This is a genomic window from Priestia iocasae (assembly GCF_016909075.1).
In the GTDB taxonomy this organism is placed as follows: Bacteria; Bacillota; Bacilli; order Bacillales; family Bacillaceae_H; genus Priestia; species Priestia iocasae.
This window is the reverse complement of the sequence record NZ_JAFBFC010000005.1, coordinates 157,034-169,578: the sequence shown is the minus strand read 5'-3', so window position 1 is coordinate 169,578 and position 12,545 is coordinate 157,034. Positions and strand designations below refer to the sequence as shown.

Sequence of the window (12,545 nt, the reverse complement as noted above, 5' to 3'; positions counted from 1 at the left end):
ACTAACATGCAGGGCTTTTTGGTAGATTAACGCGGAGAATAATTACTTAGCTGCTGTTGACCAGCGCTATTAAATGGATAGTTGTAATTAATCTCTTCATCGAATGTAATGTAGTCTAAATACACCATTAAGAGTAAATATCGCTTTCCTGTTTGAGGATCACTTAAAATTAAATGATCACGTCCAGCAGCTTCTATAATTCCTTTAAATACTTTGGCGTTCCATTGTGTATTGTTTTCAAATGTCATATAAACAGTCGCTAATTTTCCTCGATTCAAGCGTAAGATGTTTTCAATATAGGATTCTTCAAGTGGAAGCATTGATGGGTCTTGAGGAGCACCTGTACCTCCAGCTGGAATTTGAGGAGGCATTTGTCCTCCTTGTTGCCCTTGATATGGGCTGCTATAGTATGGATAATTGTAGCTCATATAAGGGTTTTGCATATAAGCTTGTTGTTGTTGCTGTTGCTGATTTGATTTTGGCTTCTTCATTGTTCATAGAACCCCCCTTTTAACTAATAAACTTGAGGACAATCTGCACGTGTTGGGATATAGAAGCAGTGAGATTTAAATCGACCGCTATTGTTTTGGTTATACCATTGAGCAGGGCAATTTCCACTAGGCTTAAAAAACCACAAAGAGTTCGTCGCAGGATTAAACCGCTCGCCCTTTAGAACTCGTCTTGCCAATGCGATTTCTGATTCTCTAGCACGTTGATAAAAATATCCTTTTTGCGTCGCTTCAAAACCTCCTGGGCTTTGAAAAACCATTTGTCTAATGGTTCGAATATCTTTAAAGTCTAAGCAAGCTGCTCTAGCACGGTTTACTCCAGTATTTCCTACTAACAGCATCCCTTGCTTACCTTCGCCTTCAGCTTCAGCGCGTAGGAGTCTGGCTAGAAGCTTTACATCTTCTTCGTTGTGTGCGACGACTGCCATCTTCTCACCTCGCTTTAATACTCCACTATTCCATAAATATGACTAGTGACATAGAATATGCTTTCTTTCCATAAAAAAAGCTCTCGTTACATAATTGTAACGAGAGCTTTGTGGTTAGATATGAAGGAATGAATGGATGCGCTCTTCAGGAAGGATATTTCCTACAAAGAAGCTACCAAATTCACCATAACGAGCACTTACCTCATCAAAGCGCATTTCATAGACTAGCTTTTTAAATTGTAGAACGTCATCAGCAAATAATGTAACGCCCCACTCGTAATCATCAAACCCAACAGAGCCAGTGATAATCTGCTTTACTTTTCCTGCATATTGACGCCCAATCATTCCGTGGCTACGCATTAAATCACGACGCTCTTCCATCGGAAGCATGTACCAGTTATCGTTTCCTTGGCGACGTTTATCCATTGGATAGAAGCAAATGTGATTTGCTTTTGGTAGAGTTGGATATAAGCGAGCACGAACCTGTGGGTTTTCATATGGATCTTCACCAGCTGGTAAGTAGTTGCTTAGTTCAACTACTGATACATATGAATATGTAGGGATTGTAAACTCAGCTAATTTTGTTTTATTAAATTCTAGCTCAATTTCATTTAATTCTTCCATTGTCGGTCTCACAAACATAAGAATAAAGTCTGCTTTTTGCCCAACGATTGTATATAGAGCGTGGCTTCCTTGCTGTTCTGTTTCTGTTTTCTTCCATTTTTCCATTAATCCTAAAAATTCATGAATTGCCGCTTGGCGTTCGTCGCTAGATAAGCGCTTCCAAGCACTCCAGTCGATTGAGCGTAAATCATGAAGAGAGTACCATCCATCTAGTGTTTGAGCCGCTTCTGCCATTAATCATTCACTCCTATTACTACATTTTATTGAAGTCTCCTTTTACTATATCACAGTTTATCCTAATCCTCTTAGCGAAAACCCCTTAATTTTATGACTAAAGAAAAGAAGGGAAGCTCATATTATAAAGAGATGTTTAAGAGTTTTAGTTTGTGGAAAATTAGCAATTGAAAGACTTTTTAGAGGTGCCGACTATTAAGGTAGATTCCTTTGAATTTCAAGTAGAAGTAAAGTATCCTATAATGATGAAAGCTGTTTTACATAGTAAGGAGGATTCACTGTGAGTGATTTATTTACAGGATTAAAGAATAAAGTATCAGAAAAAGACATTAAAATTGTCTTTCCAGAAGGATTAGATGAGCGTATTTTAGGAGCGGTAAGACGCTTAGCAGGTGAAAATATCTTAACTCCAATCGTCGTTGGAAACAAAGAAGAAATTGAAGCAAAAGCAGCTAATTTAAATGTAAGTCTTGAGGGAGTGGAAGTGTACGATCCACAAAATTTCCCTGCATTTGATGAAATGGTTGCATCATTCATTGAGCGTCGTAAAGGAAAAGTGTCTGAAGAAGATGCGCGTAAAATTTTATTAGATGAAAACTACTTTGGTACAATGCTTGTTCATATGAACAAAGCAGACGGACTTGTAAGTGGTGCAGCGCACTCTACAGCAGATACAGTACGCCCTGCATTACAAATTATTAAAACAAAAGAAGGCGTAAAGAAGACATCTGGCGTATTCATCATGGTTCGTGGTGATGAAAAGTATGTATTTGCAGACTGTGCTATTAACATTTCACCAGACAGCAACGACTTAGCTGAAATTGCTATTGAAAGCTCTCGTACAGCAGCAATGTTTGACATTGATCCACGTGTTGCGATGCTAAGCTTTTCTACAAAAGGTTCAGCAAAATCTCCTGAGACAGAAAAGGTGTCAAAAGCGGTTGAAATCGCCAAAGAAAAAGCACCAAGCTTGACGTTAGATGGTGAATTCCAATTTGATGCAGCGTTTGTTCCATCTGTAGCAGAAAAGAAAGCACCAGGATCCGTCATCAAAGGTGATGCAAACGTGTTTGTATTCCCAAGCCTAGAGGCTGGAAACATTGGTTATAAGATTGCGCAACGTCTAGGGAATTTTGAAGCTGTAGGACCAATCTTACAAGGCTTAAACAAACCAGTAAATGATTTATCTCGTGGTTGCAACGAGGAAGACGTTTATAAACTAGCATTAATTACAGCAGCTCAAGCTCTGTAAAATAAACAAAAATGGCTGACTCTCACGCTAGAGTCAGCCATTTTTACTTAAAGAAGTCACCTAACGCCTTTTCATTTCGATCATACATACGCTGTAGGTTTTGGTCGAAAAGCTGACTTTCTTGGTCATTAAGACTAATAGGTTTTAACGAAGAACCGAGACTCTGTAATGTTTGATACAAAGAAAGCATAACAGAGGAAACGGTTATTTCTTCTCCTAACAGTTCAGTTAAAGAGGCCATCGTTTCTGGAACGATCGTCGGGTAAGAAAATTTTGTTTGTTCGCCTTGAAGAGCGAGCGCGTAAAAATCTTTAATGAGTTGAGCTCTTTTTGAGCCGCTGCCAGATACGCATAAATAAATTTGGACGGCTACACCACCACGTACACGACGTTGAGAGATACCGGCAAACTTTTTATTGTTAATGCTTAAATCGTAGCTTCCGGGACAGTAAGAGCCAACGATTTCCTTCGCTTCAATTTCAACATGATAAGATTTAAACAATTCTTTAATGAGAATCCACATCGCATCGTATCCACGATCAATATCAATTCCTTTTTCTGTATCAGGGAAAATAAGTGAAAGGTTCAATACTCCTTCATCTAATACAACAGCCAACCCGCCAGAATTACGGACAATGGCTCGAAAGCCTTGTTCATGTAAAAAAGATACGCCTTGCTCTAAATGAGGAAGTCGTGCATCTTGAATTCCTAATACAATGGTTTGGTGGTGTACCCAAGAACGGATGGTAGGCAGTGATTGTCTTTTTCCAACAACTGTACATAGGGTATCATCCATGGCAAACGATTGAAGAGGGTTGAACTGAGGTCCAAGACTGGACTGGTCAATAATTCGCCATTGTGGCTGAATTAAAAGTTCAGAAATCGTAGAATTCATTGTCTAACTCCTTTTATCATTTCCGACAGAAGACTCCCACCTCAAGCGTCAGCTAAGTAGTGAGGAGTTCAACCAATGAAATTATGCTTATATAAGATGAACATATTATAGCATATTAACCGATTAGAAAAGGAGTTGTCACAAGCATTTCTGTTTCACGCAAACTGGACCGTCAAAAAACTCTAGGTATTACCGAGTTCTTCTGACGGTCCAGCTTTTTCATCTATAGAATAGGGGGATGGGATTCCTTATCTTTATGATTCCCATTTATTCTTGTTTTATTCAGCTAATTTTTCTAAATTTCCGTTTCGGTCCATCTTAAATTTGGTTGATGGCCTTTCTTCATCATCAAGAAGAACAAATTTACGTGCTCGGTTCATGATTTGCATTAATGTTTCATAGTCTTCTTGAATAGTAGTAGCATTTGCTTCTAATAGTTCTACCTTCTTCATAAGCTCTTGATTCTTCTGCTTAAGATCCTTGTTTTCATGCGAAAGGCTAAGGTTTTCATTACGTAATACGTGTATATCTCCAGCTTGAGTACTTAACGTTTGTAAGTATTGAATGACACCTTCTAGTGTAAGCTTCGATGAAGGGCTTGAATACGTGCTTGTAGTCGGTGGTACAAGAGCAGGCTCTGCATGTACCGTTTCTATCGTTTCTACGGTTTCCTCTAGCTCTTCTAATAGATCTAATCCAGGTGTTGGAGGTGTATAGAGTAACTTTTTCTTGCCTTGTGTTTGTCCAAGCGCTCGCATGCGTTGCTTACGCTGTTTTTTTGCTAGCTGTAATGCTTTCTCATACTGATGTCTAACGACTGCATTCCATCGAAATCCACATGCAGCAGATGTGCGATTTAATTCGTCTCCCACTTCTTCAAATGCATTTAATTGAGTGCTACCCTCACGTACATGACGAAGAACCGTCTCTGCTAATAATAAATCATTTTCTTCTGTCCAAGCATCTTGTCTATCTTTCATTTTATTCACTCCTTGCGGCTATTTAATATAGAAACTTTGTTACTATCAGCATGGACAAAAGGAAACTAGTTTATACCAAAGTACTAATATATAGAAATCAATTTAGACAATGAACCGTGGTGAAGAGCTGCCATGCTTTATTTTCTGGAGAAAAGAGGTCTTTTCTTTAATGAAAACCCTAACTGGCTGCTTTAGATGAAAATAGCCCTTTCATACCGTGATTTTTACGGATTGCTTGCTTTTGCTAGATTTTTCTCTAGCTTGCATTGCTTGATAAATAAATGTAAAATACCCTTTAGGTTAAAAAGGAATTGTTGAACGAATTTTGAAAGGGTTGTATGAGAATGGCAAATGAGTTTCGAGTTTGTGATGATTGCCAGGCTACAAACTTAAAAACATTGTTACCAAAGTTAAAAAAAGTAGATGCAGAGGCTGAAGTCGAGGTTGGTTGCCAATCATATTGTGGACCGGGTCGTAAAAAGTCATTTGCATTTGTCAATAATCGTCCTGTCTCAGCTCCAACGGAAGACGAGTTAATTGAAAAGATTGAAAAGAAATTAAAAAAGTAAAGCTCGACACTCATTATTTGATGGATTCCAACAGGTAGAGTGTCAAATGAATATAGATAAAGTCACCTTTGTTTTTTATAGAAGGTGATTTTTTATTCCTACTAGGAAAATCTCTTGTCACTGTAGAAAAGTAATAACAACAAGTACAAAAATAGAGAGGTATGTAGCAGATGGCATATCCTAATGAAAAATTAAGCGAAGAAAAAGTATTTAAAGATCCCGTTCATCGATATGTACACGTGAGAGATAAAGTAATCTGGGACTTAATTGGAACATCGGAGTTTCAACGATTACGTCGCATTCGTCAACTCGGTACAACGTATTTAACATTTCATGGTGCAGAACATAGTCGATTTAACCATTCTCTTGGTGTATATGAGATTGTTCGTCGCATTATTGATGATGTTTTTCAAGATCGTGAACAATGGAATAATGATGAGAGATTGCTCTGCCTTTGTGCTGCGTTGCTGCATGATTTAGGTCATGGCCCTTTTTCGCACTCATTTGAAAAAGTTTTTCACCTCGACCATGAGCAGTTTACTCAAGCCATCATAATGGGAAAAACAGAAGTCAACGAAGTGTTGCGCAAAGTAAGTGAAGACTTTCCGAAAAAAGTAGCAGAAGTCATTGCAAAAACCTACAAAAGCAAGCTTGTTGTTAGCTTAATCTCAAGTCAAATTGATGCAGATCGAATGGATTATTTACAGCGTGATGCTTACTATACAGGCGTGAGCTACGGTCATTTTGACATGGAGCGTATATTACGAGTCATGAGACCAAGAGAAGATCAAGTTGTGATCAAAGAAAGTGGCATGCATGCGGTTGAAGACTATATTATGAGCCGCTATCAAATGTATTGGCAAGTATATTTTCATCCTGTAACGAGAAGTGCTGAAGTCATTTTAACAAAGATTTTGCACCGCGCAAAAGAGTTACACCTCGACCATTACCCATTTAAACAACAACCTGTTCACTTTTATTCAATTTTTGAAGATAAAGTGTCTGTTGAAGAATACCTAAAACTAGATGAATCGGTCGTCTTGTTTTACTTTCAGGCATGGCAGGAAGAAGAAGATAAAATTTTATCAGATTTATGCCGTCGCTTTCTTAATAGAAAACTATTTCAGTATATTGAGTTTAATCCGAACTCACAGATGAAAATGTGGATGGAGCTTACTCAGCTTTTTAAAAAAGCTGGAATTGATCCTGAATATTACCTCGTTGTCGATTCTTCAAGTGACTTGCCATACGATTTCTATCGACCAGGAGAAGAAGAAGAGCGGTTGCCTATTCATTTACTCATCCCTAACGGTGAGTTAAAGGAACTTTCTCGTCAATCAGAAATTGTTGAATCCATTTCAGGTAAAAAAAGAACAGATCATAAATTATACTTTCCTCAAGATTTAATTGATCAATTATCATCTAAACGAAAAGTAAAAGAGCAAATTAGAAGCTTGTTGCAAAGAGATAAGAGTTAAATAGTATAGGAGTTGAAGGGGCTTTGTTAAATGATCATGCGAAAATCGTGAAGGTGTTTGCGGCTGCTGGAGAGATTGTTGGTAGAAAAAAGTTACAAAAGATGATTTTTATTGCAAAGAAATTAAAGTTTCCTTTTTATGAAAAATATAATTTTCACTTTTTTGGACCATATTCTGAAGAATTAACGCTTCGTATTGAAGAACTGTGCAACTTAGGTTTTTTAAGTGAGGTAAAAGAGAAAAAAGGTGGCTACATGCAGTATCGATACGGACTTACAGAAGAAGGTGAACGATTTCTAAGTCATTATGAGCTAGAGCTTCCTCATTTAGAACCGTGTATGGTTGATATGAATGACCGAAGCTCAAAGTTTCTAGAGCTTGTATCCACAATTCTTTACTTTGATGATTTATCCAAAGAGGAAGTAAAAGAAAAAGTGTTCACATTAAAAAGTAAACAAGGCTATACAGAAGAAGATATTGAATCAGCTTATCTTTATATTGAAGAGCTATGTGAAAAAGCAATAGCGACACAAACACTTCGGCATTAATGTGTTTTATGCGTAAGAGGCTTGAAGATGAGTGAGTAAAAGTAAGTAAAGGTAAGTAAAGGAAGGTTGCATGCAACATCCCTTGCTCGTCTATCCGTTGATATGACTGGGTTTTTCCAGCAAGGGACATTGTGAGCTGAGCCAAATAGGGGTGGTCTTCGCCCCTTTTCACTCAGCCCTTTATGCATAAGGTCCTTATTCCTGATCGCTTAGACGCTTTCCGCCTACACCGTAATGGTTTTTAGACATCTCTTCAATAAATACAGCAATCTTTTCAGCTGGTGCACCTGTAGTTTCAGATACGGCTTCTGTTACTTTTTCAACAAGTGCTCGTTTTTGATCTTCTGTACGTCCTTCAAGCATTTTAACTGTTACATAAGGCATTTCAATCGCTCCTTTGATGTGGGTAATGGAAAGAATGATTTGTAAAAAACACGATGACAGAAAGTGTTTCATACATACATCTATAGTATACTTGTCGTACGGTGAAAACAAAAATAAAGGAGTTGCGATGTGGAACAATTTTTAGCTTTTCCTCTTTCAACTATCCCTTATGTAGTCGTAACGTTGTTGATTGCGTTTACTGTGCATGAATTTGCACATGCATATGTGGCTTATAAGTTTGGTGATCCAACGGCTAAGAACCAGGGTAGATTGACACTTTCTCCCTTGTCTCATTTAGATCCATTTGGAACGCTTTTAATTATTATTGCAGGATTCGGTTGGGCACGTCCTGTTCCTGTGAACCGGTTCTATTTTAAAAATCCACGTTTGGCAGGTATTTTAGTATCCATAGCAGGGCCTATTAGCAATTTGATATTGGCGTTTTTAGGTATGGTTATCTGGTATTTGTGTATCCGCTTTGGTGTTGATACAGGGACAAGTGAGTGGTTATATGAGTTCTTTAATCTGTTTATCGTAATTAATGTTGTTTTATTTCTCTTTAATCTATTACCATTCCCACCTCTAGACGGATACCGCATTTTGGAAGATTTAATGCCTAATGACATTCGCGCCAAGATGACGCAGTATGAATCTTGGGGAATTCTTATGTTTCTTATTATTGCCATTACGCCACTAAGTGACTATGTCATTGCCCCTATTTATAATATAGGTGTGGAGTTTTTTATACGCATTTTTGATAGCTTGTTACATCCAATTATACAGCTGACGATAGGAGGATTATTATGACAGATCAACCTAAAAAGAAAAATATCGGTTTTAATATTATTAAAAATGATCCAACAGATGGACATGGAGGATTTGGCGTAGGGGCGTTAAGCTTAGATAACATTTCTCCTGTATTTGTGGATCCAACAGAAAAAGAAGCATTTGTTGATATTGGAGCAATGCATGCACGTAGTGTTGTAGAAAAAGGAATTAAATTTCTTCCCAATAAAGAAGACGTGCCAAACGGTAAATTATATTGGCTTGTATGGGTGACAATTGACCGTAAAGAAACAGGCCCTTATTATGCAGGTGTAACGGCTTGTGAAATGACTGTGGATCGTGAAATTCGTCGAGGCTATAAGTCTTTACCGGAGCATGTAAATAAGATGGACAAATCATTGAAGCGTTACATTATGGTCGATCATATGGATGAGACATCTAAGCATACATTAAGAGAATTCTTAAAAGGACATAACCCTGAGATGTGGGAAGCATCTGATGTGAAATTAAAAGAAGGTCTCCTCAATCAATAAAAAGTGGATAAAATTTGTCTAAATTGTGACGTTTTTCTTTTAGCTACTTGAGGTTTTCTCACAAAATAAGTAAACTTAAAATAATTATGGATATTTTATAGAACTAGGACACTAGAAAAGCCGAAGGGATTTATCCCTTCGGCTTTTCTAATTAAACCATGGTAACCATTTTTTATACCATTTTGTCTTCTCTTGGGTTTTCTCTTTCGTTGGTGCTGATTCAGAGCTGTTGTACAAATGGTCTGTACACTGCTCTGTCGGTTCTGTTCCACTCATATAATAGGCAGTATGCTTTACAGGGCAAGCGTCCGTAGCTAATAATCCATTTTCTGGATTTATTTTAACCTTTTTGACTTCTTTCGGCTGTTCAAACGAAGAGATAGGTTGCTTTCTTAACGCTTCTTCCATAAACGTAACCCACATCTTCTTCGCATAGGATCGCTCTGGCACAGAATCAATGGATTTTCCTTTGTCATAGCCTGTCCACACACCTGATACTAACTCTGGAGAATAACCAATCATCCAACTATCAGTGGAGGTTGAACCAGATTTTCCAGCATAAGGACGGGAAATGTATTTTAAAATTGGTTTGCCAGTAATGGTCGTATAACCATTTAAGCTTTCGCTAAACATTCCTGTCATTAAATGGGTCGCAACAGATGCAAGCCCTTCATCAAGAACTTGCTTCTTTTCGCTCTCTGCCTCATAAAGCAACTCTCCATCATATGTTTCCACTTTTCTAATGAACGTTGGCTTTACTTCAGCGCCTCCATTGGCCAGTATGCTATAAGCATTGACCATCTCAATCACTTTTACAGGAGATGTTCCTAGTGCAAGAGATGGGACACGTTTTAACGGTGTCGTGATTCCCATCTTTTTAGCTGTTTCCACTAAGCGATGTTGCCCGATAAACAAATGGGTTTTCACCGCATAAACGTTGTCAGAAAGAGCGATGGCTTGCGCGAGCGTAATTGGTCCTTTTGCATAGTAATGATTAAAATTACTAGGTGTATAAGTTGATGCCCCATCATCAAATGTGAACGTTGTACGCTCACTTCTCATAACCGTAGAAGGGGTAAAGCCATCTTCTAGGGCAGCGTAATATAAAAGTGGTTTCATTGTTGATCCAGGCTGCCGAACAGCTTGTGTTGCTCGGTTAAAAGGACTTTCAGTGTAATCTCGTCCTCCAATGAGCGCCTTTACTTCACCATTTTTAGGATTCATCGCTACAAAAGCAGCTTGAATAGAAGATTGTGCCGAAATCGTTTCATCCATCTTTTCTTCTGCAATCTTTTGTAGTGTCGCGTCTAACGTTGTGTATACTCTTAACCCTTTTGTTTGAATCATCTGCTCATCAATGTGAAGTTCATCCTTTAACTGCACCATCGCGGCAGCTAGAAAGTAAGGAGCGTCTGCTTCTTTATGCTCAACGGAGGCAGAAGTAAACGTGACGTTCTCTTTGTGCGTTGTATGAGCTAGCTCTTTTGAAATAAATTCATCTTCAACCATCATGTTTAAGATAATTTGTTGTCTTTTTTTGGCATTATCAAAATGAAGGAGAGGAGAATAATAGCTAGGCCCCTTTGGTATACCGGCTAGTAACGTGGCTTCACTTAATGTTAAATTGCTGGCTGACTTTCCAAAATACGCTCTTGAAGCGGCTTCAATGCCGTATGCACCATGTCCATAGTAAATCGTATTTAAATAGCCTTCTAAAATGCGATTTTTATCGTAATTAGCTTCTAGACGAATAGTGTAGAAGGCTTCTTCCATTTTTCGCTTCCATGTTTTGTCGTGCTCTAAAAATAAATTTCGTGCATATTGCTGGGTGATCGTACTAGCTCCTTGTACTTTAGACATGGCTTTTATGTCCGCTAGTAATGCACCTGCAATTCGCTTGTAATCAAACCCGTGATGTTGGTAAAACCTTTTATCTTCAACAGATAAGGTGGCCTGCAAAAGAAAAGGAGAAATGTCACCTAGACTAACCCAATAGCGTTTCTCACCGTGGTGGACTTCATCAAGAACGTTGTCTCCATCATCAGTATAAAAAATAACAGTCTGAGGAACAGTGAGAGGTGGAGGGCCTTGTATTTTAGCGTAAATGACTATGCTCGCAATGATGAAAAGAGAAAAGATTAATAGGATAAATGCTATGACAAATATCATGCGCAAATACTTACGTGCTCGTTTAAGTTGCTCTATTCGTACAGCTTCCATCAATTTTCACCGCCCTATTATTCACTCTTTAACAGTATGAAATGGAAACTATTTTTTTAAACGTATGAAATAAATATTAAAAATTCACTTGCATTTTTGCTAGATTCCTCTATACTTTTTTCATGTTTGTATAAATTGTGTTAGGGTAATCTATGGATAGATTTAATACAAAATAGAAGGGAAGAACATAAATGGAATTATGGTTCACTGAGAAACAAACGAAGAACTTTGGTATTACGGCGAAAATTAAACGTACTTTACATACAGAGCAAACAGAGTTTCAAAAATTAGATATGATTGAAACAGAAGAGTTTGGCAACATGTTAGTGTTAGATGGCATGGTTATGACGACTCAAAAAGATGAGTTTGTGTATCATGAAATGGTTGCACATGTGCCTTTATTTACACACCCAAATCCTGAAAACGTTCTTGTAGTAGGAGGCGGAGACGGCGGTGTTATCCGTGAAGTGTTAAAGCACCCAAGCGTGAAAAAAGCGACACTTGTTGAAATTGATGGAAAGGTTATTGAGTACTCAAAGCAATACTTACCAGAAATCGCAGGCAAGTTAGAAGATCCACGTGTAGAAGTAAAAGTAGATGACGGCTTTATGCACATTGCAAAAAGTGAAAACGTGTATGATGTCATTATGGTTGATTCAACAGAGCCTGTTGGACCAGCTGTAAACTTATTCACAAAAGGCTTCTATGCAGGGATTTCAAAAGCATTAAAAGAAGACGGTATTTTTGTTGCACAAACAGATAACCCTTGGTTCACACCAGAGCTTATTACGAATGTACAACGTGATGTGAAAGAAATTTTCCCAATTACGCGTCTATACATTGCAAACATCCCGACATATCCAAGTGGAATGTGGACATTCACAATTGGTTCTAAAAAGCATGATCCATTAGAAGTAAGCAGTGATCGCTTCTTTGACATTGAAACAAAATACTATACACCAGAGCTACACAAAGCTTGCTTTGCATTACCGAAGTTTGTGTCTGATTTAATTAAATAAGAAATGATTGATGATGAAACATGACAGGAGTAGGTGAAGACGCTTCTGTCATGTTTCGTGTTCATCTCATATACAGGGAGGATTCG

14 protein-coding genes are annotated in these 12,545 nt (G+C 38.0%); 7 read left to right on the top strand and 7 right to left on the bottom strand.

Going from position 1 to position 12,545, the window contains the following annotated elements; translation table 11 throughout:
* Positions 1 to 26: 26 nt before the first annotated feature.
* From gerQ to hemQ, 3 genes are all read right to left on the bottom strand, one after another.
* Positions 27 to 491, bottom strand: a complete 465-nt coding sequence (gerQ, locus tag JOC83_RS14610) for a spore coat protein GerQ (protein WP_205188123.1) — start codon at positions 489 to 491, stop codon at positions 27 to 29.
* Between the two features lie 23 nt (positions 492 to 514).
* Complete coding sequence (locus JOC83_RS14605) at positions 515 to 937, bottom strand: cell wall hydrolase (RefSeq protein ID WP_205188122.1); 423 nt, start codon at positions 935 to 937, stop codon at positions 515 to 517.
* A 114-nt stretch (positions 938 to 1,051) separates the two neighbouring features.
* Entirely contained in the window at positions 1,052 to 1,795 is a 744-nt protein-coding gene (gene hemQ / locus JOC83_RS14600) for a hydrogen peroxide-dependent heme synthase (RefSeq protein ID WP_205188121.1), read from the bottom strand.
* 280 nt (positions 1,796 to 2,075) lie between these two features.
* Between hemQ and pta the strand changes: the two genes are divergently transcribed.
* A complete protein-coding gene (pta, locus tag JOC83_RS14595) occupies positions 2,076 to 3,047 on the top strand; it encodes a phosphate acetyltransferase (RefSeq protein ID WP_205188120.1) in 972 nt (323 codons plus the stop codon).
* A 43-nt stretch (positions 3,048 to 3,090) separates the two neighbouring features.
* Here pta and lipL read toward each other — a convergent pair whose 3' ends face one another.
* Both lipL and JOC83_RS14585 read right to left on the bottom strand, forming a co-directional pair.
* Positions 3,091 to 3,942: an octanoyl-[GcvH]:protein N-octanoyltransferase gene (lipL, locus tag JOC83_RS14590; protein WP_205188119.1), complete on the bottom strand. Its 852-nt coding sequence runs from the start codon at positions 3,940 to 3,942 to the stop codon at positions 3,091 to 3,093.
* 278 nt (positions 3,943 to 4,220) lie between these two features.
* A complete protein-coding gene (locus JOC83_RS14585) occupies positions 4,221 to 4,922 on the bottom strand; it encodes an RsfA family transcriptional regulator (protein WP_205188118.1) in 702 nt (233 codons plus the stop codon).
* A 344-nt stretch (positions 4,923 to 5,266) separates the two neighbouring features.
* Here JOC83_RS14585 and JOC83_RS14580 point away from each other — a divergent pair, with 344 nt between their 5' ends.
* The 3 genes from JOC83_RS14580 (at position 5,267) to JOC83_RS14570 (ending at position 7,517) form a co-directional block, all read left to right on the top strand.
* A complete protein-coding gene (locus JOC83_RS14580) occupies positions 5,267 to 5,491 on the top strand; it encodes a DUF1450 domain-containing protein (RefSeq protein ID WP_205188117.1) in 225 nt (74 codons plus the stop codon).
* 170 nt (positions 5,492 to 5,661) lie between these two features.
* Positions 5,662 to 6,969, top strand: coding sequence for an HD domain-containing protein (locus tag JOC83_RS14575; protein ID WP_205188116.1), 1,308 nt, complete (start codon positions 5,662 to 5,664; stop codon positions 6,967 to 6,969).
* Positions 6,970 to 6,992: 23 nt separating this feature from the next.
* The gene (locus JOC83_RS14570; RefSeq protein WP_205188115.1) at positions 6,993 to 7,517 is read left to right on the top strand and encodes a YwgA family protein; all 525 of its coding nucleotides are present in this window, start codon (positions 6,993 to 6,995) and stop codon (positions 7,515 to 7,517) included.
* 195 nt (positions 7,518 to 7,712) lie between these two features.
* Here JOC83_RS14570 and JOC83_RS14565 read toward each other — a convergent pair whose 3' ends face one another.
* Entirely contained in the window at positions 7,713 to 7,901 is a 189-nt protein-coding gene (locus tag JOC83_RS14565) for a 2-hydroxymuconate tautomerase (protein WP_205188114.1), read from the bottom strand.
* 129 nt (positions 7,902 to 8,030) lie between these two features.
* Here JOC83_RS14565 and JOC83_RS14560 point away from each other — a divergent pair, with 129 nt between their 5' ends.
* Complete coding sequence (locus tag JOC83_RS14560; RefSeq protein ID WP_205188113.1) at positions 8,031 to 8,708, top strand: site-2 protease family protein; 678 nt, start codon at positions 8,031 to 8,033, stop codon at positions 8,706 to 8,708.
* Positions 8,705 to 9,220 carry a YwhD family protein gene (locus tag JOC83_RS14555; protein ID WP_205188112.1) on the top strand — a complete coding sequence of 172 codons (516 nt, stop codon included), beginning with the start codon at positions 8,705 to 8,707 and terminating at the stop codon, positions 9,218 to 9,220. Before JOC83_RS14560 ends, JOC83_RS14555 begins: the two co-directional genes overlap by 4 nt.
* Before the next feature lie 147 nt (positions 9,221 to 9,367).
* On the opposite strand, the gene JOC83_RS14550 is transcribed toward JOC83_RS14555, so the two are convergent.
* On the bottom strand, positions 9,368 to 11,440 hold the full coding sequence (locus JOC83_RS14550; RefSeq protein ID WP_205188111.1) for a transglycosylase domain-containing protein: 2,073 nt from the start codon (positions 11,438 to 11,440) through the stop codon (positions 9,368 to 9,370).
* 191 nt (positions 11,441 to 11,631) lie between these two features.
* Between JOC83_RS14550 and speE the strand changes: the two genes are divergently transcribed.
* The gene (gene speE / locus JOC83_RS14545; protein ID WP_205188110.1) at positions 11,632 to 12,459 is read left to right on the top strand and encodes a polyamine aminopropyltransferase; all 828 of its coding nucleotides are present in this window, start codon (positions 11,632 to 11,634) and stop codon (positions 12,457 to 12,459) included.
* Positions 12,460 to 12,545: the final 86 nt, after the last annotated feature.

Excerpts from the sequence above, each read along its gene's own strand:
- JOC83_RS14575 (WP_205188116.1), top strand. The coding sequence starts at position 5,662 with ATGGCATATCCTAATGAAAAATTAAGCGAAGAAAAAGTATTTAAAGAT.
- JOC83_RS14580 (WP_205188117.1), top strand. The coding sequence starts at position 5,267 with ATGGCAAATGAGTTTCGAGTTTGTGATGATTGCCAGGCTACAAACTTA.
- speE (WP_205188110.1), top strand. The coding sequence starts at position 11,632 with ATGGAATTATGGTTCACTGAGAAACAAACGAAGAACTTTGGTATTACG.
- gerQ (WP_205188123.1), bottom strand. The coding sequence starts at position 491 with ATGAAGAAGCCAAAATCAAATCAGCAACAGCAACAACAACAAGCTTAT.
- JOC83_RS14550 (WP_205188111.1), bottom strand. The coding sequence starts at position 11,440 with ATGGAAGCTGTACGAATAGAGCAACTTAAACGAGCACGTAAGTATTTG.
- hemQ (WP_205188121.1), bottom strand. The coding sequence starts at position 1,795 with ATGGCAGAAGCGGCTCAAACACTAGATGGATGGTACTCTCTTCATGAT.
- JOC83_RS14585 (WP_205188118.1), bottom strand. The coding sequence starts at position 4,922 with ATGAAAGATAGACAAGATGCTTGGACAGAAGAAAATGATTTATTATTA.
- JOC83_RS14555 (WP_205188112.1), top strand. The coding sequence starts at position 8,705 with ATGACAGATCAACCTAAAAAGAAAAATATCGGTTTTAATATTATTAAA.
- lipL (WP_205188119.1), bottom strand. The coding sequence starts at position 3,942 with ATGAATTCTACGATTTCTGAACTTTTAATTCAGCCACAATGGCGAATT.
- JOC83_RS14565 (WP_205188114.1), bottom strand. The coding sequence starts at position 7,901 with ATGCCTTATGTAACAGTTAAAATGCTTGAAGGACGTACAGAAGATCAA.
- JOC83_RS14605 (WP_205188122.1), bottom strand. The coding sequence starts at position 937 with ATGGCAGTCGTCGCACACAACGAAGAAGATGTAAAGCTTCTAGCCAGA.